Annotated in this window: 22 protein-coding genes; 5 read left to right on the top strand and 17 right to left on the bottom strand. The window is 74.9% G+C overall.

Annotated features, from left to right (window positions below):
* Positions 1 to 2 precede the first annotated feature (2 nt).
* Complete coding sequence (gene lysS / locus AA0005_RS03435; protein ID WP_413452030.1) at positions 3 to 1,541, bottom strand: lysine--tRNA ligase; 1,539 nt, start codon at positions 1,539 to 1,541, stop codon at positions 3 to 5.
* A gap of 92 nt (positions 1,542 to 1,633) precedes the next feature.
* Between lysS and AA0005_RS03430 the strand changes: the two genes are divergently transcribed.
* On the top strand, positions 1,634 to 2,317 hold the full coding sequence (locus tag AA0005_RS03430; RefSeq protein WP_413452029.1) for a uridine kinase: 684 nt from the start codon (positions 1,634 to 1,636) through the stop codon (positions 2,315 to 2,317).
* Between the two features lie 158 nt (positions 2,318 to 2,475).
* Here AA0005_RS03430 and AA0005_RS03425 read toward each other — a convergent pair whose 3' ends face one another.
* The 14 genes from AA0005_RS03425 to dacB form a co-directional block, all read right to left on the bottom strand.
* Positions 2,476 to 3,396: an AEC family transporter gene (locus tag AA0005_RS03425; protein WP_413452028.1), complete on the bottom strand. Its 921-nt coding sequence runs from the start codon at positions 3,394 to 3,396 to the stop codon at positions 2,476 to 2,478.
* A 1-nt stretch (position 3,397) separates the two neighbouring features.
* On the bottom strand, positions 3,398 to 3,874 hold the full coding sequence (gene panD / locus AA0005_RS03420; protein WP_413452027.1) for an aspartate 1-decarboxylase: 477 nt from the start codon (positions 3,872 to 3,874) through the stop codon (positions 3,398 to 3,400).
* A 2-nt stretch (positions 3,875 to 3,876) separates the two neighbouring features.
* Positions 3,877 to 5,673, bottom strand: coding sequence for a pantoate--beta-alanine ligase (panC, locus tag AA0005_RS03415; protein ID WP_413452026.1), 1,797 nt, complete (start codon positions 5,671 to 5,673; stop codon positions 3,877 to 3,879).
* Between the two features lie 54 nt (positions 5,674 to 5,727).
* Positions 5,728 to 7,392: a PH domain-containing protein gene (locus AA0005_RS03410; RefSeq protein WP_413452025.1), complete on the bottom strand. Its 1,665-nt coding sequence runs from the start codon at positions 7,390 to 7,392 to the stop codon at positions 5,728 to 5,730.
* A complete protein-coding gene (locus AA0005_RS03405) occupies positions 7,389 to 7,904 on the bottom strand; it encodes a PH domain-containing protein (protein ID WP_413452024.1) in 516 nt (171 codons plus the stop codon). The genes AA0005_RS03410 and AA0005_RS03405 overlap by 4 nt, the downstream gene beginning before the upstream one ends.
* Positions 7,905 to 7,983: 79 nt before the next feature.
* Positions 7,984 to 8,439, bottom strand: coding sequence for a DUF3180 domain-containing protein (locus tag AA0005_RS03400; protein WP_413452023.1), 456 nt, complete (start codon positions 8,437 to 8,439; stop codon positions 7,984 to 7,986).
* Positions 8,439 to 9,305: a 2-amino-4-hydroxy-6-hydroxymethyldihydropteridine diphosphokinase gene (folK, locus tag AA0005_RS03395; protein WP_413452022.1), complete on the bottom strand. Its 867-nt coding sequence runs from the start codon at positions 9,303 to 9,305 to the stop codon at positions 8,439 to 8,441. Before folK ends, AA0005_RS03400 begins: the two co-directional genes overlap by 1 nt.
* The gene (gene folP, locus AA0005_RS03390; RefSeq protein ID WP_413452021.1) at positions 9,302 to 10,165 is read right to left on the bottom strand and encodes a dihydropteroate synthase; all 864 of its coding nucleotides are present in this window, start codon (positions 10,163 to 10,165) and stop codon (positions 9,302 to 9,304) included. Before folP ends, folK begins: the two co-directional genes overlap by 4 nt.
* A 26-nt stretch (positions 10,166 to 10,191) precedes the next feature.
* A complete protein-coding gene (gene folE, locus AA0005_RS03385) occupies positions 10,192 to 10,800 on the bottom strand; it encodes a GTP cyclohydrolase I FolE (protein ID WP_413452020.1) in 609 nt (202 codons plus the stop codon).
* Positions 10,800 to 12,821 carry an ATP-dependent zinc metalloprotease FtsH gene (gene ftsH / locus AA0005_RS03380; RefSeq protein ID WP_413452019.1) on the bottom strand — a complete coding sequence of 674 codons (2,022 nt, stop codon included), beginning with the start codon at positions 12,819 to 12,821 and terminating at the stop codon, positions 10,800 to 10,802. The genes folE and ftsH overlap by 1 nt, the downstream gene beginning before the upstream one ends.
* 142 nt (positions 12,822 to 12,963) lie before the next feature.
* On the bottom strand, positions 12,964 to 13,518 hold the full coding sequence (gene hpt, locus AA0005_RS03375) for a hypoxanthine phosphoribosyltransferase (protein ID WP_413452018.1): 555 nt from the start codon (positions 13,516 to 13,518) through the stop codon (positions 12,964 to 12,966).
* A 14-nt stretch (positions 13,519 to 13,532) separates the two neighbouring features.
* Positions 13,533 to 14,579 (bottom strand): tRNA lysidine(34) synthetase TilS, encoded by a 1,047-nt coding sequence (tilS, locus tag AA0005_RS03370; RefSeq protein WP_413452017.1) that lies wholly within the window; start codon positions 14,577 to 14,579, stop codon positions 13,533 to 13,535.
* A 2-nt stretch (positions 14,580 to 14,581) separates the two neighbouring features.
* Positions 14,582 to 15,643, bottom strand: a complete 1,062-nt coding sequence (locus AA0005_RS03365; RefSeq protein ID WP_413452016.1) for a zinc-dependent metalloprotease — start codon at positions 15,641 to 15,643, stop codon at positions 14,582 to 14,584.
* A 44-nt stretch (positions 15,644 to 15,687) separates the two neighbouring features.
* A complete protein-coding gene (gene dacB / locus AA0005_RS03360; RefSeq protein WP_413452015.1) occupies positions 15,688 to 17,064 on the bottom strand; it encodes a D-alanyl-D-alanine carboxypeptidase/D-alanyl-D-alanine-endopeptidase in 1,377 nt (458 codons plus the stop codon).
* A gap of 137 nt (positions 17,065 to 17,201) precedes the next feature.
* Between dacB and AA0005_RS03355 the strand changes: the two genes are divergently transcribed.
* Positions 17,202 to 17,729 carry an inorganic diphosphatase gene (locus AA0005_RS03355; RefSeq protein WP_413452014.1) on the top strand — a complete coding sequence of 176 codons (528 nt, stop codon included), beginning with the start codon at positions 17,202 to 17,204 and terminating at the stop codon, positions 17,727 to 17,729.
* Between the two features lies 1 nt (position 17,730).
* On the opposite strand, the gene AA0005_RS03350 is transcribed toward AA0005_RS03355, so the two are convergent.
* Positions 17,731 to 19,101, bottom strand: a complete 1,371-nt coding sequence (locus tag AA0005_RS03350) for a C40 family peptidase (protein WP_413452013.1) — start codon at positions 19,099 to 19,101, stop codon at positions 17,731 to 17,733.
* A gap of 468 nt (positions 19,102 to 19,569) precedes the next feature.
* On the opposite strand from AA0005_RS03350, the gene AA0005_RS03345 reads away from it, so the two are divergent.
* The 3 genes from AA0005_RS03345 to AA0005_RS03335 all read left to right on the top strand — a co-directional run bounded on the left by AA0005_RS03345 (position 19,570) and on the right by AA0005_RS03335 (position 23,313).
* Positions 19,570 to 20,895: a bifunctional o-acetylhomoserine/o-acetylserine sulfhydrylase gene (locus tag AA0005_RS03345; protein WP_413452012.1), complete on the top strand. Its 1,326-nt coding sequence runs from the start codon at positions 19,570 to 19,572 to the stop codon at positions 20,893 to 20,895.
* A 70-nt stretch (positions 20,896 to 20,965) separates the two neighbouring features.
* Entirely contained in the window at positions 20,966 to 22,108 is a 1,143-nt protein-coding gene (gene metX / locus AA0005_RS03340; RefSeq protein ID WP_413453055.1) for a homoserine O-acetyltransferase MetX, read from the top strand.
* Between the two features lie 38 nt (positions 22,109 to 22,146).
* A complete protein-coding gene (locus AA0005_RS03335) occupies positions 22,147 to 23,313 on the top strand; it encodes an alpha/beta hydrolase (RefSeq protein WP_413452011.1) in 1,167 nt (388 codons plus the stop codon).
* Here AA0005_RS03335 and AA0005_RS03330 read toward each other — a convergent pair.
* Positions 23,279 to 24,334 (bottom strand): hypothetical protein, encoded by a 1,056-nt coding sequence (locus AA0005_RS03330; protein ID WP_413452010.1) that lies wholly within the window; start codon positions 24,332 to 24,334, stop codon positions 23,279 to 23,281. The two genes, AA0005_RS03335 and AA0005_RS03330, sit on opposite strands and share 35 nt — an antisense overlap.
* Positions 24,335 to 24,420 lie beyond the last annotated feature (86 nt).

The raw sequence follows: 24,420 nt of genomic DNA, 5'->3' as shown, positions 1-24,420 counted from the left end.
CGTCAGAGGCGCTTGACCAGCGGGAAGGTGATGGTCTCGCGGATGCCCTGGCCGGTGAGGGCCATGAGGAGGCGGTCGATGCCCATGCCCATGCCGCCGGCCGGGGGCATGCCCTGCTCCATGGCCTGGAGGAAGTCCTCGTCCAGGACCATGGCCTCCGGGTCGCCCGCCGCGGCCACCAGCGCCTGGGCGGCGAAGCGCTCGCGCTGGACGACCGGGTCGACGAGCTCGGAGTAGGCGGTGGCGAGCTCGAAGCCGCGCACGTACAGGTCCCACTTCTCCACGACGCCCGGCACCGAGCGGTGCTCGCGGGTGAGCGGGGAGGTGTCCACCGGGTAGTCGCGCACGAAGGTCGGGGCGTGGAGGTGGTCGCCCACGAGGTGCTCCCACAGCTCCTCGACGACCTTGCCCGGCGTGTAGTGAGGGGCGACAGCGACCTCGAGCCGCTCGGCGTGCCGGGTGAGCTCCTCCAGGGAGGTCTGCGGGGTGACCTCCTCGCCGAGGGCCGCGCTGAGGGAGGGGAACAGCGACAGCTCGTCCCACTCACCGCCCAGCTCGTACTCGCTGCCGTCGGCCAGGCGCACCGTCGTCGTGCCGAAGGCGTCGAGCGCCGCCTGCTGGACCAGGTGGCGGGTGAGCTCGGCCATCGTGTCGTAGGAGCCGTAGGCCTCGTAGGCCTCGAGCATGGCGAACTCCGGGGAGTGGCTCGAGTCGGCGCCCTCGTTGCGGAAGTTGCGGTTGATCTCGAAGACCCGGTCGATGCCGCCGACGACGGCCCGCTTGAGGAAGAGCTCGGGCGCGATGCGCAGGTAGAGGTCCACGTCGTAGGCGTTCATGTGGGTGACGAAGGGCCGGGCGGCCGCACCACCGGGCTGCACCTGGAGCATCGGGGTCTCGATCTCCAGGAAGTCACGCGCGTCGAGGTTGCGGCGCAGCGACTTCACGACGGCGGCGCGGGTGCGGACCATGTCGCGGGCGGCCGGACGCATGATGAGGTCGAGGTGGCGGCGGCGCACCCGCCCCTCCTCGGAGAGCGCGACCTGCTCGCCGTCCTCGGTCTCGTAGGTCTTGGGCAGCGGGCGCAGCGACTTCGCGGCCAGCTGGTAGGAGTCGGCGAAGACGCTCAGCTCCCCGCGCCGCGAGGCGATGACCCGGCCGTGGACGAAGAGGTGGTCACCGAGGTCGACGTCGGCCTTGAAGGAGGCCAGCGCCTCCTCGCCCACCTCGGCGCGCGAGAGCATCGCCTGGAGGCGGTTGCCCGCGCCGTCCTGCAGGGTGACGAAGCACAGCTTGCCGGTGTTGCGCAGATACATGACCCGGCCGGCGACGCCGACGACGTCGTCGGTCTCCTCCCCGGCCTCGAGACCGGCGTGCGTCTCGCGGACGGCCTTGATCGTCGTCGTCACCGGCAGGGTGACGGGGTAGGGGTCGACGCCCGCGGCCAGCATCCGGGCGCGCTTCTCGGCGCGGACCCGGACCTGCTCGGGGACGTCCTGGTCGAGGTCCTCGGGTGCCGGCACGGTGGGGGTCGTCTCACTCACCCGACGATCCTATCCAGGGGCACGTCGGGCCCGGGCGCGGCGGCTATTGTCGTGCGGGACGCGCCGGGCCGAGGCGCACGATGGGACGGGTGATGGGCACGACGACGAACGGGGCCGAGGACGCGGGTCTTGGCGGCGAGGACGTCAGCCAGCCGGGCCTCTTCGACATCCCGCCGGGCGCGCGGCGCACGCCGGTGCGGGTGGTGCTTCTCACCGGCCCCTCCGGCTCCGGGAAGACCTCCTTGACGCGCCGGCTCGGTCTGCCGGTCGTGTCGCTCGACGACTTCTACCGCGACGGCGACCACCCCGACCTGCCGCGCCGGTACGGGATCGTCGACTGGGACGACCCCCGCAGCTGGGACCGCGAGGGGGCGCTCGCCGCGCTCCTCGACATCGCCCGCACCGGGCGAGCGGAGGTCCCGCTCTACGACATCCCCACCAACCGGCGCACGTCGACGACGCAGTTCGACGCCGGGGGCAGCCCGATCGTCCTCGCCGAGGGCATCTTCGCCGCCGAGCTCATCGGCGACTGCCGCGACGAGGACATCCTGGCCGACGCCCTGTGTCTGTGGCGTCCCCGGCTGCAGACCTTCTGGTTCCGGCTGCTGCGCGACCTCGGCGAGGCCCGCAAGCCCCCGCTCACGCTCCTGCGCCGCGGCCTCAACCTCGCGCGGATCGAGCCCGGCATGGTCGCCGAGCTCGAGCGTCGCGGTGCTCGCACGATGCGCGTCGCCGAGGCCGAGCAGTACATCCGCCAGCTCGCCACCCGTCCCTGAACCGGCTCCCGACAGCCCCCCTACCGCCGACAGCACAGTTACCGCCGACAGCCGAGTTGCCGCCGACAGCACAGTTGTCGCCGACAGCCGAGTTGTCGCCGAGGCGCGGCGTCCGGAGAATCCGGCTCCCGGCGCAATGGGGGATCGAGGCCGGTCGATCAGGCGAGGAGGGCGGTGATGGCGACGATGACGGGGACGGACCCGATCGTCGAGAGGAAGATCGCGTCACGGGCCAGGACGACGCCGCGGTCGTAGCGGCTGGCGAGGACGAAGACGTTCTGCGCCGTGGGCAGCGCGGCGAGCACGGCGACGGCGTACAGGGCGCTGTCACCCAGCCCCAGGGCGAGCCCGATCGCGTAGGCGAGGGCCGGCTGCACGAGGAGCTTGAGCCCGACGACGAGCGTGAGCTCGCGTGCCGGCGAACCCGCTCCCGGCCGCGGGCCCAGCCGCAGGGACACGCCGTAGGCGAGGAGCATCGCCGGCACCGCCATCCCGCCGAGGAGGTCGACGGGCGCGCGCACGACGCTCGGCAGCTCGAGCCCGGTGAGGGCGAGGACGAGCCCGAGGACCGCACCGAGCATGAGCGGGTTGCGGACCGTGCGCAGGGCCAGCTGCCCCAGCGTCATCCCACCGGCCGCCGTCGTGCGGTCGAGGACGGCGAGGGCGAGCGGCTGCAGGACGACGAGCTGGAGGAGGATGATCGGCGCGACGAGGGCCGCGTCCTCGAGCACGTACGCGGCCACCGGCAGGCCGAGGTTGCCGGCGTTGACGTACATCGAGCACAGTGCGCCGACGACCGTCTCCGGCGCCGGCCGGCGCGCGACCACGCGGGAGAGCAGCAGGTAGAGCAGCAGCGAGCCGGCCACGGCCCCCGCGGAGGCGACGAGGCCCACGGAGAAGACGGCGTGGACGTCGGCGTCCGCGACGACCGTCAGCAGCAGGGCGGGGCTGGCGACCCAGAAGGCCAGCCGGACGAGCATCGTCTGGCTGGCGTAGCTGAGGAACCCGACGTGGGCGAGGACCGCCCCGAGCGCGATGAGGACACCGAGCGCGGCGAAGCCCTCGAGGACGCCGGTCACCTCAGCCGGTCACTGCCTCGGCACGGTAGTCGGCGAAGGGCACGCCGCTCGGCTCGACGGGGTAGGGGACGTCCTCCGCGGCCTCGGGCAGCTGGGCGGGCTCCTGCCCGACGTCGAGGATCCGGTTGTGCTCGTCGACGAAGACGACGGACGGCTCGTAGGTGCGGGCGTCCGCGTCGCTCAGCATGCCGTAGGCGATGAGGATGACGAGGTCGCCGGGGTGGACGTGGTGCGCGGCCGCCCCGTTGATCTGAATGTCCCCGCGCCCCCGCTCACCAGGGATGACGTAAGTGGTGAGACGGGAGCCGTTGGTGATGTCGACGACGTCGACCTGCTGGCCGGGCAGCAGGTCCGCGGCGTCGAGGAGGTCGGCGTCGACGGTGATGGAGCCGACGTAGTGCAGGTCGGCCGCCGTCACGGTGGCGCGGTGGATCTTGCCGATGAGCATCGGCCGCTGCAGCGAGCTGGGCGCTGGCATCGTCACTCTCCGAGGTCGAGGATCGCGTTGTCGATGAGCCGGGTGGGGCCGACCCAGGCGGCGACGGCGAGCAGCGCGGGGCCGCTCGTGCCCGCGGGCACGGGCTCCATCGTCTCAGGGTCGACGAGCTCGAGGTAGTCGAGGCGGACGCCGGGCTCGGCGGCGAGGCGCTCGCGGGCGGCGCTCAGGGCCCGCTCGGTGCCGCCGGGGGCGGCGTCGCGGGCGGCCTGCAGCGCCGCGGACAGGGCGAGGGCGCTGGCCCGCTCGGTGTCGCTGAGGTAGGCGTTGCGGCTGCTCATCGCCAGGCCGTCCGCCTCGCGGCGGATCGGCACCCCGACGACCTCGACGTCGACGTCGAGGTCCCGCACCATCGCCCGCACGAGCGCGAGCTGCTGGGCGTCCTTCTCCCCGAAGAGGGCGACGTCCGGGCGGGTGAGGTGGAGGAGCTTGAGGACGACGGTGAGGACACCGGCGAAGTGGGTGGGCCGGGTGGCGCCCTCGAGGACGGTGGCGACCGGGCCGGGGTGCACCCGCACGCGCGGGTCACCGCCCGGGTACATCGTCGCCGGGTCCGGGGCGAAGACGAGGTCGGCGCCGACACTCGCGAGCTTGGCGAGGTCCGCCTCGAGGTCGCGCGGGTAGGCCTCGAGGTCCTCCCCCGGCGCGAACTGCAGCGGGTTGACGAAGATCGTCACGACGACGTGGTCCGCGCGGCGCCGCGCCTCGCGGACGAGGTCGAGGTGCCCCTCGTGGAGCGCGCCCATCGTCATGACGACGGCGCGCGTCCCCCGCTGCCCGGCCAGCGCCTCGCGCAGCTCCTCCCGCGTCCGCGCGAGCGCCGGGGCGGCGGCAGGAGCGGCAGGGGCGACGGCGGCGGGCTCGGCGACGGCGTCGAGGAGGAGCTGGGCGGTGGAGTCGGTGAGGCGGCCCGATGACCAGGCCCGCTGGGTCGTCGCCCGCGCGAGCGTGCGGTAGGACGGGGGCAGGTCGCTGAGCGCGGCGTCCTCGGCGGCCAGGGCGACGAGGCCGGCCACGTGGTCGGCGACGGTCCCCGCGTCGCCGCGCAGGACGGGGCCGGTGAGGGCCAGCTCGCCGTCGCGCAGGGTGCCGTCGAGGGCTGCGGTGAGGAGGGGCTCGAGGTAGCGGCCCGGCTCCTCGACGCCGGCGCGGCCGAGGACGCGCATCGCCTGGGTCACGAGGGTGACGAGGTGGTTGGCCCCGTGCGCGAGGGCCGCGTGGTAGAGCGGGCGGGCGGCCTCGGGCAGCACGACGGGCTCGCCGCCGATCTCGACGACGAGCGCCTGGCCGATGGGCAGCACCGGCGCGGGCGCGGTGACCGCGAAGGGGCAGCCGACGAGGCGGGAGAGGTCGATGCTCGTGCCGGTGAAGGTCATCGCCGGGTGGAGGGCGACGGGGATGGCGCCGGCACGCTGCGCGGGCGCGAGGACCTCGGTGCCGTAGCGGCCGGCGGTGTGGACGACGATCTGCCCGGCCTGCCAGCCACCGGTGTCGGCGATGCCCTGGACGAGGCCGGCGAGGGCGTCGTCCGGGACGGTGAGCAGGACGAGCTCGGCGCGCTCGACGACCTGGGGGACCTCGAGCACCGGGACGCCGGGCAGGAGCGCGTCGATGCGGTCCCGGCTGTCCTGCGACACCGCGCTGGCCCCGACGACGCTGTGTCCCGCGGCCCGCAGGGCGCTGCCGAGCACGGCGCCGACCCGGCCGGCGCCGACGACCCCGACGCCGAGCCGCCCCGGGCGGGACGACGGCGGGACGTCTCCTGGCACGCTCGCACTCACCGCGTCATTATCGCCCCGGGCGCCGTCCGGGCCGCGGTGACGTTCCACACGGGCTCACCGGACCGGCGGCGGCCCCTCGACGGGAGGGCCGGCGGGCGGGGGCGCGTCGGGCAGGTGCGGCGCCACGGGCGGACCCGAGGGCGGCGCGGGCGGCGGGACGGGCGCCGTCGTCGGCGGGACCGGGCCGTCCGCGGGCGGCGGGACGGGGCCGGACGGACCGGCCGGCGGCTGCGGCTCGAGCAGCCCCACGCGGCGCATCCACTCCTCGGGGGACTCCCTGCGGCGGGCGCTGCGGGAGCGGTCGGAGGCCTCGCCGAGGAGGGCGAGGGCCGTCATCTGCTCGAGGTGGTGGGCGGTGGTCGCCACCGACCCGCCCACGGTCGCGGCGACGACGTTGGCGATCCGCACCCGCCGCTCCAGCGGCCCCTGGCTGATCGCCAGGGACTGGGTGCGCTCGTGCGGGACGATCGACAGGCTGCGGTTGAGGCGGCCGCTGCGCATGACGATCGCGGTCTCGGTGGGCTGGATTCCGTTGCGCCGCCACGAGATCGGGTCGAGCCAGCGGGCGCTGCGGGGGCTGGTCGTGAAGCCGGCGGCGTCGCCGTCGCCCTCGAGGGCCGCGTCGATGACCGCCTGCGGGTCGGGGACGCCGAGGTCGGGGAGCACGAGCCACAGCGCGGTGAGGGCGTCGCCGCGGGAGCCGACCGGCAGGAGGACGGTGCCTGTCGTCGACTCCATCTGGTTCTCCAGGGCCGCGTAGCCCGCGACGTTGACCTCCACGCGCCACCAGCCGCGGCTGCGCCACAGGAGCGGCTGCTTGAGCCCGACGGCGTGGATGCGGCCCGGCGGGACGGTCTGCGTGCGCTGCTCGAGCAGGCCGTAGCGCAGGCGGATGCCGTCCGGGGAGATCGCGGCGCGGAAGTTGAAGCCGCCGGTGAAGCGGCCCCACAGGTAGGTGCCCCAGCCGACGATGCCGGGGAGCACGCCGACGAGCGGCGCGGCGCTGCCCGCCGCGATCGCCGCGACGAGCAGGCCGACGAGGACGAGGACGAGCGCGAGCATCGAGCCGGACAGCAGGAGCGAGCCCACGAGTCGCGGGGTCGGGACGGTGAGGAGCTCGCGCTCGAGCTCGGGCCGTGCCGGCGCCGGGACGGGCGCCCCCGGAGCAGCCGGCTCGCCGTCGGGCGACGCGGGTGCCGGCGTCGTCACGCGGTCGGCGACACGGTCGAGGACCTCGCGGCGCAGCCGCTGCGCCTCCTCCTCCTTGAGGAAGGCGAGGACGACGGAGGAGCCGCCGCCGCCGGCGGTCTCGATCTTCAGCTGCGCGAGCCCGAAGAGCCGTGCGAGGAGCGGCTGGACGACGTCGACCGCCTGGATGCGGTTGAGGCGGGCGTGGCGCTGCTGGCGGAAGAGGATGCCGCTGTGGAGGAAGACGGCGTCGCGCCCGACGGCGTAGCGCATCATCCGCCACGACAGCACCGAGTAGACGGTGAGGGCGAGGAGGAGCACGACGACGCCCCCTCCCCCGATGAGGAGGACGAGGCTCCAGTCGACCGACTCGCGCTCCTCCCACAGCTCGCCGAGCGCCTGGGTGTTCTGCCAGACGAGCACCGCGAAGACCGCGACGATGACCTTCCACGCGTTGAGGACGGGCGTGACCTTGTGGACACGCTGCCAGTCGACGTGCTCCTCGGGGTGGGGCCGCTGCTCGGTGCTCACAGCCCGGCCAGCCTCGACTCGCCACGCTCGCTGAGGCGGTCACGCAGGCGCGCGGCCTCCTCCGGCGGCAGGCCGGGGATCGACGCGTCGGTCACCGCGGACGCCGTGTGGAGCTGGACCTTGGCGACCTTGGCCCACCGGTCGAGCGGCCCGGCCTGCACGTCGACGTACTGCATCCGGCCGTAGGGCACGACGGTGAGGTGACGGAAGAGGATGCCCTTGCGGATGAGGAGGTCCTCGTCGCGCTCGGCGTAGCCGATCGAGCGGACCTGCCGCGGGACGAGCCAGCCGAGCCAGGCGACGAGGAGGAGGAGCACGCCGATCGGGATGGCCCACCACCAGCCGGGCAGGACGATCGCCAGGACAACAAGCGCGAGGAGCGGCAGGCCGAGCCACACCGCCACCGAGATGAGCCGGACCTTGGTCAGGCCGCGGGAGACGGGCGTGAAGGCGAGGCCCTCGGGCGCGAAGGGGTCGCGTCCGGCGCCCTGCCAGCCAGGCGTGTCACTCATGGGTGGTCCTCCTCGGTCGGTCAGCACCGAGCAGCCTCCCACACCCGGCCCTCGTCCCGGGCGGACCGTCCGCGTCCGTTCAGGCGGGCTCGGCGTCGTCCTCCGGGGGCAGGCGGCACCAGTGCTCGACGAGCAGTGCCACGCCCAGGAGGACGAGGGCCGCCACCGCGGCAGCGCCCGACCACACCGCGTGCTCACGCAGCGCCGGCGCGGAGATGTTCGTCCAGGCGACGGCCACCTGCGCGCCGAACCAGCCGGTGAAGGCCGCCCCGCACAGCGAGCAGGCCTTGGCGAACATCGCGACGCGGGCCGCGCGCAGGTGGTCCATGCGGGTGGTGCGCCCCTCGGTGAGCCGCCGCACCGAGCGGCCGAGGAGCACGAGGACGACGGCGACGACGGCGAGCACCAGCCACGTCTGCTCGGCCACCGGCACGATCGTGCCGCTGCGCGTCTCGAGCACGCTGAGCCCGGCGTAGGCGACCGCCCCGACGATCACGGCGGTGGCGAGCAGCGTCTGCCAGCGCGTGGCCCGCATCAGGCCTCCCACCAGGTCTCGGCCACCCAGTCGACCGGTCCGAGCCCGGCCGCGAGCTCGGCGACGCGCCCGTGGCCCGGCAGCACCGCCTCGGGCTGCACCCGCGCCCAGGGGGCGAGCACGAAGCCGCGCTCGTGGGCGCGCGGGTGCGGGAGGGTGAGCTCGGCGTCCTGCCAGGTCAGCGCCCCGGACGCGACGAGGTCGAGGTCGAGGGTCCGTGCGCCCCACCGCTCGCCACGCACCCGTCCGCTGCCGAGCTCGATGCCCTGGCACAGGGCGAGGAGCTCGCGCGGGGGCAGGCCGGTGCGCAGGACGGCGACGGCGTTGAGGTAGTCCGGCTGCGGCCCGCCACCGGGCAGCGTGAGCGCCGCCGACCGCAGCAGCGGGGAGACGGCGGCGACGGTGACCCGGGGGTGGCGGTCGAGCTGGGTGAGCGCACCGGCGAGCGTGGCGCGCACGTCCCCGAGGTTCCCGCCGAGGGCGAGGACGACCTCGCGCTCGCCGTCGTCGGCGCGGCGGTGGACGTGGACGGTGACGTCGGCGAAGGGGACCGGGACCGGCGCCTGGGGCTTGTGGACGGTGACGTCGACGGCGAGCACCCGCGGGTGGGCCAGCGCGCGCTCGGCGATGGTCGCCGCGAGCGTCTCGACAAGGTCGACGGGCGGCCCGGCGAGGACGTCGACGACCTCGCGGGCGACCTCCGCGTAGTTGACGGTCGCGGAGAGGTCGTCGCCCGCGGCGGCCTCGCGGGTGTCGAGGTGGAGGACGACGTCGGCGCTGAACTCCTGGCCGAGCTCCCGCTCGGCGGCGAGGACGCCGTGGCGGCCGCGGGCGCGCAGCCCGCTCAGGGTGATCCGGTCGGTCACGACGCCCGCCTCGCCGCCGCGAGCGCCTCGCCGACCCGCACCGCGTCGCGGCTGGCGGGCACCTCGTGGACGCGCACGCCCCACGCACCGGCGGCCGCCGCGAGCGCCGACACCGCCGCCGTCGCCGCGTCCCTCTCGAGCGGCGGAGCGGGGGTGCCGTCGTCGGCCGCGAGGAGGGTGCCGAGGAAGCGCTTGCGGGAGGCGCCCACGAGCACCGGGTGGCCCAGCGCCTGGAGCCGGTCGAGGTGGGCGAGGAGCTGCCAGTTGTGGCCGGCGTCCTTCGCGAAGCCCAGGCCGGGGTCGAGGACGAGGAGCTCGGGGTCGAGCCCCGCGGCGAGGGCGGCCTCCACGCGGGTGGCGAGCTCGGCGCACACGTCCGTGACGACGTCGTCGTACACGGCCCGCTCGTTCATCGTGGCCGGGTCCCCGCGCCAGTGGCCCAGGACGTAGACGGCGCCGTGCCGGGCGGCGACGGCGAGGATCTCGGGGTCGGCGAGGCCGCCCGAGACGTCGTTGACGATCGCCGCGCCCGCCCGCAGGCACGCCTCGGCGGTCTCCGCGTGGACGGTGTCGACGCTGACGGTCGCCCCCTCGGCGGCCAGCCCGGTGACGACCGGCAGCACGCGGTCGACCTCGACGGCGGGGGGCACGCGCTCGGAGCCGGGGCGGGTGGACTCCCCGCCGACGTCGAGGACGTCGGCGCCCTGCGCCCGCAGCGCGCGCCCGTGGGCGAGCGCCGCCTCCGGGCGGTCCCAGCGGCCGCCGTCGGAGAAGGAGTCGGGCGTGACGTTGACGACGCCCATGACGAGCGTCCGACCGGCCGGCGCCAGGTCGGCGGCTCGTGCTCGCGGGCTGCCCACCGGCCCAGGATAGGGGGCGGCCACGGTCAGCGGCGGGGCGCGATGAGGCTCATCGCCTCCGCGCGCGTCGCGGGGTCGCGCATCTGCCCGCGGACCGCGGAGGTGATGGTGCGGGCCCCGGGCTTGCGCACCCCGCGCATCGACATGCACAGGTGCTCGCACTCGACGACGACGATGACGCCCTGCGGGTCGAGGTGCGTGACGAGCGCGTCGGCCACCTGAGAGGTGAGCCGCTCCTGCACCTGCGGGCGGCGCGCGTAGGTCTCGACGAGCCGGGCGATCTTGCTCAGGCCCGTCACCCGGCCGTTGTGGCCGGGGATGTAGCCGACGTGCGCGACGCCGTGGAAGGGCACGAGGTGGTGCTCGCAGGTGGAGTACACCTCGATGTCCCGCACGAGGATCATCTCCTCGTGACCGAGGTCGAAGGTCGTCGCGAGGATGTCGGCGGGGTCGGTCCACATCCCCCCGAAGCTCTCCTGGAGGGCGCGCGCCACCCGCGCCGGGGTGTCGCGCAGGCCCTCGCGGTCGGGGTCCTCCCCGACGGCGACGAGCAGGTCGCGCACCGCGGCGCGCACGCCCTCGGCGTCGTAGGGGCGCACGGCCTGGACGTCGCCCGGCTCGGGCTCCTCGGCCATCACAGGCCCTCGGCCGGGCCGCCGACCTGCCCCGACGGCGGGACCTCACCGAGGCCGGGGCCCTCGCCGCCGGCAGCGGCGGCCTCGTCCTGCGGGAGCATGCCGTCGTCGCCGGCGCGCTGCTCCGCGGGGGTGCGGACCGGGGGCCGGTCGGAGACGGTGCGGCTCTCCGAGGACAGCCACACGGGGCGGGGCTCGCGCTTGGTGATGGGCGCGAAGACCGCCGCGAGCTCCTTCTCGTTGAGGGTCTCGTGCTCGAGCAGCTCGAGGACGAGGTGGTCGAGCACGTCGCGGTACTCGTGGAGGATCTCCCAGGCCTCGTCGTGCGCGGCGTCGATAAGGCGGCGGACCTCCTCGTCGACGATACGGGCGATGTCCTCGGAGTAGTCGCGCTGGTGGCCCATGTCGCGGCCGAGGAAGGGCTCGCCGTTGTCCGAGCCGAGCTTGACCGCGCCGACCCGGTCGCTCATGCCGTACTGGGTGACCATCTTGCGGGCCAGGCCGGTGGCCTTCTCGATGTCGTTGGAGGCGCCGGTGGTGGGGTCGTGGAAGACGATCTCCTCCGCGACGCGCCCGCCCATCGCGTAGACGAGCTGGTCGAGCAGCTCGTTGCGGGTGGTGGAGTACTTGTCCTCGCTGGGCATGACCATCGTGTAGCCGAGGGCCCGGCCGCGGGGCAGGATCGTCACCTTGGTCACCGGGTCGGTGTACCGCAGGGCCGCCGCCGTGAGGGCGTGGCCGCCCTCGTGGTAGGCGGTGATCTTCTTCTCCTTCTCGTTCATCACCCGGGTGCGCTTCTGCGGCCCGGCGATGACGCGGTCGATCGCCTCGTCCAGCGCGCGGTCGTCGATGAGGTCGGCGCCGGACCGCGCGGTGAGGAGGGCGGCCTCGTTGAGCACGTTGGCCAGGTCCGCGCCCGTGAAGCCCGGGGTGCGCTTGGCGACCATCGCGAGGTCGATCTCGGGGACCATCGGCTTGCCGCGGGCGTGGACGCGCAGGATCGCGGTGCGGCCCTGGAGGTCGGGGGCCTCGACGGTGATCTGCCGGTCGAAGCGGCCCGGGCGCAGCAGCGCCGGGTCGAGGATGTCGGGGCGGTTGGTGGCGGCGATGAGGATGACGTTGGTGTTGACGTCGAAGCCGTCCATCTCGACGAGCATCTGGTTGAGCGTCTGCTCGCGCTCGTCGTGGCCGCCGCCCATGCCGGCGCCGCGGTGGCGGCCGACGGCGTCGATCTCGTCGACGAAGATGATGGCCGGGGCGTTGTTCTTGGCCTGCTCGAAGAGGTCGCGGACGCGGGAGGCACCGACGCCGACGAACATCTCGACGAAGTCCGAGCCGGAGATGGAGTAGAACGGCACCCCGGCCTCACCGGCGACGGCGCGGGCGAGGAGCGTCTTGCCGGTCCCGGGCGGGCCGTACAGGAGCACGCCCTTGGGGATCTTGGCGCCCACGGCCTGGAACTTCGTCGGGTCGGCGAGGAACTCGCGGATCTCCTGGAGCTCCTCGACGGCCTCCTCCGCGCCGGCGACGTCGGCGAAGGTGACCTGCGGGTTCTCCTTGCTCACCATCTTGGCCTTGGACTTGCCGAACTTCATCATCCCGCCGCCGCCCTGCATGCGGGACAGCAGGAACCAGAAGACGCCGAGGAGGATGAGCATCGGCAGCAGGAGGCTGAGCGCGGAGGACCAGAACGAGGGCCGCGGGACCTCGGAGTTGAAGCCCTCGGCCGGGTCGGCCGCGGCGATCGCCTCCATGACGGTCTCGCCCTGCGGGGTGGCGTAGTAGAAGGCGACGAGGTCGCCCTTGTCCTCGAAGTCCTCGCTGAGGACGAGCTCGACCCGCTGGGTCGTGTCGGTGACCTCCGCCTGCTCGACGGTGTCGCCGGCGAGCAGCTCCAGGCCGTCGGAGGTGTCGATCTCCTCGGCGCTCTCCCCGCCGAGCATCGAGGCGCCGAGGTAGGCGAGGATCAGGACGATGACGACCCACACGACGGGGCCGCGCAGCAGCTTCTTGGCATTCATCGGTGGCGGCGCGACGGCCGGGTCCCTCCTGCTCGATCGATCATCGTCTGACGCTACACGGCCGCTCCGCGCAGTCGGGTGCGTGTTCGCCCAGGGCAGGACGGCCACCCGGCCCGCGCCGGGTGGCCGCTACCGGGGGCGTTCAGCCGTTGTAGACGTGCGGTGCCAGCGTGCCGACGAAGGGCAGGTGGCGGTACTTCTCGGCGAAGTCGAGGCCGTAGCCGATGACGAACTCCGGGGGGATGTCGAAACCGACGTAGCGGACGTCGACCTCGACCTTGGCGGCCTCCGGCTTGCGCAGCAGCGTGGCGATCTCCACCGAGGCCGGACCGCGGCTACGGAGGTTGGAGACCAGCCAGGACAGCGTGAGGCCGGAGTCGATGATGTCCTCGACGATGAGCACGTGCCGGCCGTGCAGGTCGGTGTCGAGGTCCTTGAGGATGCGCACGACGCCCGAGGACTTGGTGCCCGAGCCGTAGGACGACACCGCCATCCAGTCCATCTCGATGTTCGTGTGCAGGCGGCGCGAGAGGTCGGCCATGACCATGACGGCCCCGCGCAGCACCCCGACGAGCAGGAGGTCCTTGCCGGCGTAGTCGGCGTCGATCTCGGCCGCCATCTCGTCGAGCCGGGCCTCGATCTGCTCCTTGGACAGCAGGACCTTCTCGAGGTCGTCTCCCATGTCGCTGGCGTCCACGCGCACTCCCTCACTCATACGCCGCGCGGGCCGCGGCGGCCGAAGGTCAGCCTGCCACACCGACGCCCGGCGGTGACAGCGCCGGGCAGTGACACCGGCCCCTGACCGCGGTAGCCGGTGACCAGCGCCTCGAGCGCCGCGACGTGCGTGGCCGTGAGCGCCCCGGGCGGGCACCCGGCCGCCGTCGCCGCCCGGTGGAGCACCCGCCCCCGCAGGGCGGGGTGCGCCTCGGCGAGGACGACGACGTCGAGGCTCACCTCCCCGCCCTCCCCCGCCGACATCTGACGTGCCGGCAGCCCGGCCCGCTCGGCCAGCTCCGCCGCGGCGGCGGCGAGGTAGTCCTCGTCCTCCCGCAGCCGCCCGGCGGTGCGGACCAGCGCCTCGGGCACGCCCGGGCCGAGCGCCTCCTCGAGGGCCGGCAGCACGTGGTGCCGCACGGCGGAGCGGCGCAGCGGCCCGCCGTCAGCTCGGCGCCACGGGCCGTCCGGCGCGTTCGTCGGGTCCTCGGCCCAGCGCAGCCCGAGCGCGGTGCACACCGCCTCGGTGTCGCGCCGCCGCAGCCCGAGGAGGGGGCGGCGCCACAGCCCGGCGACGGGCGCCATCCCGGCGAGGGAGCGCGCCCCGGAGCCGCGCCCCAGCCCGAGGAGGACGGTCTCGGCCTGGTCGTCGAGGGTGTGCCCGAGGAGGACGGCGGCCGCCCCGGCGGCGGCCGCGACGTCCGCGAGGGCCGCGTACCGGGCGCTGCGGGCGGCGGCCTCGGGGCCACCGGCGGCGACGACGTCGACCGCCCTGATCTCCACCGGGTCCAGCCCCAGCCCCCGGCAGGTCTCGGCGGCCCCCCGGGCCTCGGCGTCGCTGCCTGCACGGAGCCGGTGGTCGACGACGACCGCCCCCGCCCGCAGCCCGGCCCGCGGCGCGACGAAGGCGCTCGCCGCGGCAAGCGCCAGCGAGTCCGCACCCCCGGAGCAGGCGACGAGCACGAGGGAGCCCGCGGGCAGGTCCGCGAGCGCGGTCCGGACGGCCGTGCGGGCGGCGGCCACCGCCGGGGCGGGACCGGCCACGGCTAGCCGTGGACCCGGCGCACCCAGGCGGTCGGGTCGGCGATCTCGGCGGCCGTGGGCAGGTTCTCGGGGCCCGCCCACACGGCGTTGAGCCCGTTGTGGCCCACCCGGTGGACGACGCCGCGGACGAAGTCGGCGCCGTTGCGGTACTGCGCGATCTTCGCGTCCATCCCCATGAGCCGGCGCACGACGACGTCGAGGGTCCCGGTGCCCTCCCGGCGGCGGTCGAACTGCTGGCGGATCCGGGCGACCGAGGGCAGCACCCGCGGCCCGACGGCGTCCATGACGACGTCGGCATGCCCCTCGAGCAGCGACATGACGGCGACGACCTCGGCGAGCCGCTCGCGCTCCTCCTCGGTGAGGACGGCGTCGACGAGCGGTCCGGCGAGGGCCTGCGCCGTCGGCGTCCCGCCGCGGGGGGTGGTGACCGCCTCGACGACGGCGCGCAGGGTCCGGTTGAGCCGCTGGGCACCGCCCTCGGGCGAGGCGATGGAGGTGACGGTGCCGCGCATCCGCTCGGCCAGGTGCCCGGCGAGCCAGGGCGCGGCGGAGAACTGGACGGCGTGGGTCTGCTCGTGGAGGCAGACCCAGCGGCGGAAGTCGAGGGCGTCGAGGTCGAGCTCGCGCTCGACGTGGAGGATGTTGGGCGCGACGAGCAGGAGGTAGCCCGGCTCCCCGCCGCCGTCGGCGCTGGTGAAGGGGTCGAACTGGCCCAGCACCTTGGTCGAGAGGTAGGACAGCATGACGCCGAGCTCCTCGCCGCCCAGCCGCGCGGCACCGGGGAGCGTCGTGGGCGGGAGCAGGTCACCGACGAGGTGGCGGAACATCCCGACGTTCGCCTCGGCCCAGCGGGCGCGGTCGACGACGTAGACCGGGCGCCGGGCCGCCGTCGCGGCGGCCTCCTCCAGGCCGGTGATGTCGGCGACGTGCCCCGGCGCCTCCTTCGCGGAGGTGTGGAGGACGGTGACCAGGCCGCGCGCCTCGGCGCGCCCGGCGCGGGGCCCGGGCCGGGACAGCACGGCGGCACGGTGACGGGCGGCCCGCCAGTCGATGGGAGAGCTCATGGCGCTCACGCTATCCCGCGCGACCCACGCGGGCTCGCCCCTCGCTAGCCGCACTCGCAGGCGGTGACCTGCGCCGCCCACTCGTCGACGGCCGCCCGCGCGGGGCCGACGCCGCCGGTCTCCAGCTCGTCGGCGACGACCGAGAAGACGAGCAGCCGGCCGCGGACGTCCTGGACCAGCCCGGTGAGGCTGACCGCCGTCGTCAGGGTGCCGGTCTTGGCGCGTAGCACCCCGGCCGCGGCGCCCGGCATGCGGGAGCGGAGCGTGCCCTCGAGCCCAGCGACCGGGAGCCCGGTGGCCGCGCCTCGTAGCTCGGGCCGCTCGAGGGCGAGGGTGAGCACGTCGGCGAGCACCCGGGCCGGGACCTGGTTCTCCACGAGCAGGCCGGAGGTGTCGGCGAGGGTGACGGCGCCGGTCTCGACCCCCAGCGCTTCCACCCGCGCGACGACGGCGCGGGCGGCTCCGGCGAAGGTGGGCTCCTCGCCGTCGGCGACGGCCACCAGCCGGGAGAGCACCTCGGCGACGGAGTTCTCCGAGACCTCCAGCATGTAGGCCACGACGTCGCGCAGGGGCGCCGACTCGACGGCACCCAGCTCGGTGGCCCCGGCCGGGGCGGCGGCGCGGGTCACCTCCCCGCCGACCTCCAGCCCCTCGGCCCGCAGCGCGTCCGCGAAGGCGGCGCCGGCCGCGAGGGCCGGGTCCGCCCGGTAGTCGCCGCTCGGGGCCAGCCCGGCCCGCACGGCCAGCGGCTGGATCGGCATGACGAAGTCGAGGTCGATGCCGCCCCACCCCGGGGCGTACAGCGGGCCGCTGAACAGCGAGTCGTCGACCGCCACGCTCACCGGCTGCCCGGCGAGCTCCGCGGCGACCTGCGCGGCGAGGTCGCGCAGCGAGGCGTGGCCCACCACCTCGCCGACCTGGGCCTCGCCGTCGGTGAGGAGGATGTCCCCGCCGCCGACGAGGACGACCTGACCACCCTCCCCGGCCACCGCCGTCGTGCGCAGGACGTGGTCCGGGCCGAGGGCGTCGAGGGCGGCGACGGCGGGGAGCAGCTTGACGGAGGAGGCGGGGGTGCGGGGCTGGGAGCCGCCGATGTCGACGAGCACCTGCCCGGTGAGCGCGTCCTCGACGACGACGCCGACGTCGCCCCCGGTCCGGACGTCGGCGACGAGCTCCTCGCTCAGCGCGGTGAGCGCCGACGCGGACGGCAGCGGCGCCTGCGGGTCGAGGGCCGCGACGAGCGGGGCGGCGGGCTCGGCCGTGGGCTGCGGGAAGGGTGCAGGCTCGGGGACGGGCGCCGCCGTCGTGAGGACGCCGGGGACGAGGTCGGCAGCGTCGGCGGCCGCGTAGCCACCCGCGAGGAGGAGCAGCGACGCGACGGTGACGGAGGCGGTGACCCGCCGCTTCCTGCTCGACGCCACCCCGCCGCCACCCTCCTGGGCCACGCCGTGGCCGCGATCTGTGTCCTCGTGGTCCAGACTAGTGCCCCGTACAGACGTGCAGGACGTCCGGCCCGCACCCCGGTGGGCCCGAGACGGTAATGAGAAGAGGTCAGGCAGTGGAGTTCGACGTCACGATCGAGATCCCCAAGGGGAACCGCAACAAGTACGAGGTGGATCACGAGACGGGACGCATCCGCCTGGACCGGATGCTCTTCACCTCCACCCGCTACCCCGACGACTACGGCTTCATCGAGGACACCCTCGGTGAGGACGGCGACCCGCTCGACGCGCTCGTCCTCCTCGAGGAGCCGACCTTCCCCGGCTGCCTCATCCGCTGCCGCGCCCTGGGGATGTTCCGCATGCGCGACGAGGCGGGCGGTGACGACAAGGTGCTGTGCGTGCCCACCGGTGACCAGCGCGCGTCGTGGCGCACGGACATCGAGGACGTCAGCGAGTTCCACCGCCTCGAGATCCAGCACTTCTTCGAGGTCTACAAGGACCTCGAGCCCGGCAAGTCCGTCGAGGGTGCGCACTGGGTGGGCCGCGAGGAGGCGGAGGAGGAGATCCGCCGCTCCTTCCAGCGCGCCAAGGACGCCGGCTACTACGAGCACGCCGACCCGCACGGGCCGGGTCAGGCCGAGTAGCTCAGACCCGCCCGCCGTAGGGCAGGACGTTGGGCCAGTACATCGGGACGAGCTCGACGGTCTTGCCCGGCGACGGCGCGTGCAGGCGCATGCCGTTCCCGGCGTAGATCGCCACGTGGTAGATGCCCGAGGCGGCGCCGTTGTTCGAGTAGAAGATGAGGTCGCCGGGCTGCAGCTGGTCGACGGGGACCCGGCTGGTGGCCGCGTACTGCGCCTTGGTGGTGCGCGGCAGGGAGATCCCCGCGTTGGCGAAGGCGGTCTGCGTCAGTCCCGAGCAGTCGTAGCCGTTGGGCCCTGCCGCGCCCCACACGTAGGGCTTGCCCAGCTGCGTGCGGGCCCAGTCGAGGGCGGCGCGCGCACCCGACGACGACGGCGGTGCGGGGGCGGGCGCCGGGGCCGGCGCGGGTGCCGGAGCGGGCGCGGGAGCAGGAGCAGGTGCCGGGGCCGGGCGCGAGGGCTCGGGCGCGGGACGCGACGGCTGGGGCGCGGGCGCGGCCGGCTGCGGGGCCGGCGCGGGGCGTGCGGGCTGGGCGGGCGCCGACGGGCGGTCGTTGTCCCGGGAGGCGGCCTCCTCCTCGCGGGCGGCCTCGAGGGCCGCGGCGCGAGCGACCTCCGCCTGGCGGCGACGACGCTCCTCGTCCTGGGCGTCCTGCCGCTCCCGCTCGAGCTCCGCCGTCGTCCCGCGCTGCTCGGCGAGCTGGGCGATGAGGCCCTCGCGGCGGTCGGCGGAGAGCGCGAGCTGGGTCTCGGCGCCGGCGGCCGCGTCACGGGCCTCCTCGGCGGCCGCGGCGAGCGCCGTCGTGGCCTCCTCCTGCGCGGCGGCGGCCTCGTCGGCCCGGCGCTGGAAGGCGGCGGCGACGAGCTCGGTCGCCTGGAAGCGCTGCAGCGCCTCGTCGGAGCGGGTGCCCATGCGCTCGGTGGTCGTCGCGCGCTTCATGGCGTTCTCGAAGCTGTCGGCCGACAGGAGCGGCTCGATGGGGCCGAGCGCACCGGGGCCGGAGCGGTAGGCGGCCATGGCGATGCGGCCGATCTGGGCGCGCTGCTCCTCGACCTCCAGCTGGGCGGTCTCGGCCGCCTCGCGGGCCTCCTCGGCGGCAGCGGTTGCCTCGGCGAGCGCCTCCTGCGCACCGAGGTAGTCCTCGTTGGCCTGCTGGGCGCGGATCGTCGCGTCCTCGAGCTGCGTGGCGAGGCTGGCGAGCTCGACCTCGAGCTCGGCGATGCTCGAGGCGGTCCTGCCCTCGGCCTCGCGGGCGGCGGCGATCTCCTCCTCACTCGGCGGCTCGGCCGTGGCCGAGCTGACGAGCACGCCGCTGGTGAGCACGAGTACGGCGACGGACACCGCTGCCTGACGCCGACGGTCGAACCAGCCCACAGCTCCTCCTTCGCCGCCCCTGAGGCGGCCTTCACACGCAGCACCGGGTACGGCGCCGGGACCACGCTAGCGCGTCAAACCTCAGAAGAAAACACCAGTCACAGCAGTCACATGAGTAACACCGTTGTCATTTCGAGGCACCCGCCCTGTCCGCCGACAGCCGGACCTTCCGGAGGGAGGGAGTCGTCCAGGCGAGGAACCGGACAATCCGGCTGACGTCCAGAGGCGTCCACGTGGTGGACAGCGCACCGGGGGCGGGTCCGTTGCGCGAGACGCGTCTTCTCAGCGCCGGACGGCGTTCCTAGGCTCGCCGTCATGAGCCGACGAATGTGCACGTGACGCTGCGCACCGCTGCCATGCCCGCCGACGTCGGCGCCAGGCCCGCCGTGCGCCCCCGCCCCCTCCGCGGGACGGCGTGACGGCAGGGAGCCGGCTCGCCCCCGCTCCCTCTGACCCTGGAGAAGTGACATGACCGAGTCCACCTGGTCCTTCGAGACCAAGCAGATCCACGCCGGCCAGCAGGCCGACCCCGCCACCGGCGCGCGGGCCCTGCCCATCTACCAGACGACCTCCTTCGTCTTCGACAGCGCCGACCAGGCCGCCAAGCGCTTCGCGCTCGCCGAGCTCGGCCCGATCTACACGCGCATCACCAACCCGACGCAGGAGGCGGTGGAGAACCGCATCGCCGCGCTCGAGGGTGGCGTCGGCGCCCTGCTCGTCGCCTCCGGGCAGGCCGCGGAGACTTTCGCGATCCTCAACATCGCCGAGGCCGGTGACCACGTCGTCGCCAGCCCCAGCCTCTACGGCGGCACCTACAACCTCCTGCGCCACACGCTGCCGAAGCTGGGGATCACGACGACGTTCGTCACCGACCCCGACGACGCCCAGGCCTGGCGCGACGCCGTGCAGCCGAACACCAAGCTCTTCTTCGCCGAGACGATCCCCAACCCCAAGCAGGACGTCCTCGACATCGAGACCGTCGCCACCATCGCGCACGAGAACGGCGTGCCGCTCGTCGTCGACAACACCGTCGCCACGCCCTACCTCATCCGGCCGCTCGAGCACGGCGCGGACGTCGTCGTCCACTCGGCGACGAAGTACCTCGGCGGGCACGGCACCTCGATCGCGGGCGTCATCGTCGACGGCGGCCGCTTCGACTGGTCGGCGGACCCGCAGAAGTTCCCGAACTACAACACCCCGGACCCCAGCTACAACGGGCTCGTCTTCAAGGACCTCGGCGCCCCCGCCTTCATCCTCAAGGCCCGCGTGCAGCTGCTCCGCGACATCGGCGCCTCCGTCTCCCCCTTCAACGCCTTCCTCATCGCCCAGGGCATCGAGACGCTCTCGCTGCGCATGGAGCGGCACGTGGCCAACGCCCAGCGGGTGGCCGAGTTCCTCGAGCAGGAGGACCAGGTGACGCGCGTCGGCTACGCCGGGCTGCCCTCCTCCCCCTGGTACGAGCGCGCCCGCCACTACGCCCCCAAGGGCGCCGGCGCGGTCATCACCTTCGAGCTGGCCGGTGGCTACGAGGCAGGCATCGCCTTCGTCGACGCCCTCGAGCTGCACTCCAACGTCGCCAACATCGGCGACGTCCGCTCCCTCGTCATCCACCCGGCGTCCACGACCCACTCCCAGCTCGACGAGGCGGCCCTCACCGCCGCGGGCGTCGGCCCGGGCCTGGTGCGCCTCGCCGTCGGCCTCGAGCACATCGACGACATCCTCGCCGACCTGCGCACCGGGCTGCGCGCCGCCGCGGCCGTCTCCCAGGCCACCGCGGCGGTGGCGGGCGAGTAGCGCCGTGTCCCCCGAGAGCTGTCAGCGCGCGGTGGGCGGCCAGCACGCCGCCCACCGCGCGCGGGCGCGCCTGGAGGCCGGCGCCCTGCCCGCGACCGGCGCGTGGCGCCCCGAGCACGGCGCCGGGCAGCGCCGCTTCCTCGACATCGGCGCCCTCCACCTCGAGGCCGGCGGGCGCCTGCCCGCGGTGACCCTCGCCTACCAGACCTGGGGCGAGCTCAACGCCGCGCGCGACAACGCCGTGCTCGTCTGCCACGCCCTCACCGGGGACACGCACGTCACCGGCCCGGCGGGCCCCGGGCACCCGAGCCCCGGTTGGTGGTCGGCCGTCGTCGGCCCGGGCCGGGCGATCGACACCGACCGGTGGTTCGTCGTCGCCGTCAACGCCCTCGGCGGCTGCCAGGGCTCCACCGGCCCCGCCTCCCCCGCCCCGGACGGCACCCCGTGGGGCAGCCGCTTCCCCAGCATCACCGTCCGCGACCAGGTCGCGGCGGAGGTCGAGCTGAGCGACCGGCTGGGCATCGGGCAGTGGGCGCACGTCGTCGGCGCCTCCATGGGCGGGCACCGCGTGCTCGAGTGGGCGGTCAGCGTCCCCGACCGCGTCCGCTCGGCCGCCGTCATCGCCTCCGGTGCGCAGACGACGGCGGACCAGATCGCGTGGGCGCACGCGCAGATCGCCGCGATCGAGCTCGACCCGAACTTCCGGGGAGGCGACTACTACGACGCCCCGCCCGGGCAGGGCCCGCACGCCGGCCTCGCCCTCGCCCGGCGCATCGCGCACACGACCTACCGCAGCGCCGAGGAGCTGGAGAGCCGTTTCGGTCGCCTCCACCAGCACGCGGAGGACCCGATGCTCGGCGGCCGCTTCGCCGTCCAGTCCTACCTCGACCACCACGGGACCAAGCTCGCCGCCCGCTTCGACGCCAACAGCTACCTGGCCCTCACCCGCTCGATGCTCACCCACGACGTCGGCCGGGACCGTGGCGGGGTCGAGGCGGCCCTCGCGGAGGTCACGGCGGACACGCTCGTCATCGCCGTCGACTCCGACCGCCTGTTCCTGCCCCACGAGTCCGAGCGGGTCGCGGCCGGCATCCCCGGGTCGGGGCCCGTGCGCTACCTGCGCTCCCCGTACGGCCACGACGGCTTCCTCATCGAGCACGAGCAGGTGACCCGCCACCTCGGCGGCTTCCTCAGGCAGGTCGCCCGGTCCTGACACGTGCACCGGGCGCCCGTCCGGGCGACCATGGGCAGGTGCCCAGCATCCCCTTCCTGCGCGCCCCGCGCGAGGACGCCGACGCCGCCCCCGTTGCCGAGCCCGGCCCGGAGGAGGACGTCTACGACCCCGACGCCGCCCTGGCGGACCTGCCGGTCGCGCCGGTGGACCACTGGGGCCCGGACGTCCTCGGGGACGGCTTCACCGCCCGCACGGTCGAGCTGCTGCCCGACGAGGACGGCCCGGTCGTCGCGACGGTCGTGCGCTACCGGCCGGAGGACGACCCCGAGGGACCGGCGCCCACGCCGCCGCGCTTCGTCATGCTCCACCTGCACGGCTGGAACGACTACTTCCACCAGCGCGAGCTCGCCCGCCGCTGCGCCGAGGTGGGTGCCGCGTTCTACGCCCTCGACCTGCGCCGCTACGGCCGCAGCCTGCGGCCCGGGCAGCTGCGCGGCTACGTCGAGTCGCTGTCGACCTACGACGAGGAGATCCACGCGGCCCGCGATCTCATTCGCGCCGAGCACCCCGACCTCGGCGACGTCGTGCTCATGGGCCACTCGACCGGCGGCCTCACCGCCGCGCTGTGGGCCCACCGGCACCCCGGCGCCCTGCGCGCCCTCGTCCTCAACGCCCCGTGGCTCGAGCTGCAGGGCTCGTGGATCCTGCGCACCCTGGGCCAGCCGGTCATCGAGACCCTCGCCCGCTACCAGCCCACGGCGGCCCTGCCGCTGCGGGACCTCGGCTTCTACAGCCGCATCCTCGCCGGGCGCGCCGGGGACGCGGAGGGCGACGACGCGCTGCCCGAGCTCAGCCCCGAGGAGCTGACGGACCCCGCCCACACCGGCTGGCCCATCGAGCCCGCGTGGCGCACGGACCCCAGCGCCCCGATCCGGCCGGGCTGGCTGGCCGCCGTCCTCGCCGGCCACACCCAGGTGGCCGCCGGCCTCGACATCACCTGTCCGGTGCTCGTGCTCGTGTCGGACAAGTCGCTGTTCGCCACCCGGTGGTCGGAGCAGATGCGCAGCGCCGACACCGTCATCGACGCCGAGCTCACCGCCCGCCGCGCGCTCGGCCTGGGACCGCTCGTCACCGTGGCCCGGGTACGCGACGCCGTCCATGACGTCCTGCTCTCCCCGAAGGCCGTCCGCGACGAGGCCTACCGCGAGCTCACTCGCTGGCTGCGCGCCTACGCCGCCGCCTGAGCCCGGGCCCCTCGGCCCGGCGGCGCGCCCGCTCCCGGTGCGCGTACAGCTCCTCGCGCGCCTCGCGCAGGCTGGGGCCCTCGGCACCGAAGCGCCAGCCGTCCCAGGCCTGCGGGGCGGCGTCCGCCCCGGCGACGGCACCGGTCGCGGCCTCCGGAGCCGCGAAGGGGCGGCCGTCGACGACGATCCACCCGTCGGGCTGCAGGGTCGCCTCCGCGCTGTGCTCGCCGAGCACCCAGACGAGGGGTGCCTGGTCGCCGAGCATCTGGCCGATGCCGACCAGGTCCTCCAGCGGCGCATCCGCCGGCTGCTGCGCCGCCTCCTGCGGCGAGGGCGCGGCGGGCGCCGGCTCCGCCGTGGCGTGGCGGCGGCGGCTGCGCCGCGAGGGCAGCGGCCGCTGGGCCTCCTCGAGGGCCTCGGGCGCGGCCGGCTGCTCCAGGGCGGCGACCGTGCGGCCGGGCAGCAGCCAGGGCAGCGGCGCGACGGGCACGCTCACCTCGTTGACGTCGAGGAAGAGCCGCCCGCTCGACATTGCCCGGACGGCGAGCTCGTGGACGACCACCCCGGCGCCGGCGAGCGCGTCGAGCGCCTGGCGGGCGTCGTCGTCGATCTGCGCGGCGACGACGTGCACCCGCGCGGCGACGACGGTGCCCACCGGCTGCGACTCGCGGAAGGCGTTCCAGTCGCGCCGGAAGGCGCCAACGCCGTTCGGGTAGCTGCGGGCGACGTCGATCCACCCGCGCTCCCCCGAGCGGCCGGCCCGCCCGAGGGCGGCGACGAGGGCGCGGGCGTCGAGGCGCTCGAGGACCTCGACGCTGACGACGTGGCCGGCCGGGTCCATGGCGGTGAGGCGCGGGGCGCCGTCGTCGTCCTGCCAGGTGACGGGGAAGACGGGCAGCCGCAGCATCTCGAGGACCTGGGCGCGCACCGCGTCGAGGACCTCGGGCTCGACAGGCCCGGTGACGGCATGACCGACCTGGGCCGGGATCAGCTGGCCGGCCTCGAACTCGAACAGCGGCATACTCGACCTGAACTCTCGCACCGTGTGGACCGCAGACATCCTCTCATGCCACGCGGTCCCGTCCAGGACCCTGGGGCCCACCTAAA

The sequence above is a fragment of the Georgenia phoenicis genome (assembly GCF_047302425.1).
Taxonomy (GTDB): Bacteria; Actinomycetota; Actinomycetes; order Actinomycetales; family Actinomycetaceae; genus Oceanitalea.
This window is presented reverse-complemented; position numbering and strand designations above follow the sequence as displayed.

Excerpts from the sequence above, each read along its gene's own strand:
- AA0005_RS03430 (WP_413452029.1), top strand. The coding sequence starts at position 1,634 with ATGGGCACGACGACGAACGGGGCCGAGGACGCGGGTCTTGGCGGCGAG.
- panD (WP_413452027.1), bottom strand. The coding sequence starts at position 3,874 with ATGCCAGCGCCCAGCTCGCTGCAGCGGCCGATGCTCATCGGCAAGATC.
- AA0005_RS03405 (WP_413452024.1), bottom strand. The coding sequence starts at position 7,904 with ATGAGTGACACGCCTGGCTGGCAGGGCGCCGGACGCGACCCCTTCGCG.
- AA0005_RS03400 (WP_413452023.1), bottom strand. The coding sequence starts at position 8,439 with ATGCGGGCCACGCGCTGGCAGACGCTGCTCGCCACCGCCGTGATCGTC.
- folE (WP_413452020.1), bottom strand. The coding sequence starts at position 10,800 with ATGGCCGAGGAGCCCGAGCCGGGCGACGTCCAGGCCGTGCGCCCCTAC.
- ftsH (WP_413452019.1), bottom strand. The coding sequence starts at position 12,821 with ATGAATGCCAAGAAGCTGCTGCGCGGCCCCGTCGTGTGGGTCGTCATC.
- AA0005_RS03365 (WP_413452016.1), bottom strand. The coding sequence starts at position 15,643 with ATGAGCTCTCCCATCGACTGGCGGGCCGCCCGTCACCGTGCCGCCGTG.
- AA0005_RS03345 (WP_413452012.1), top strand. The coding sequence starts at position 19,570 with ATGACCGAGTCCACCTGGTCCTTCGAGACCAAGCAGATCCACGCCGGC.
- AA0005_RS03330 (WP_413452010.1), bottom strand. The coding sequence starts at position 24,334 with ATGCCGCTGTTCGAGTTCGAGGCCGGCCAGCTGATCCCGGCCCAGGTC.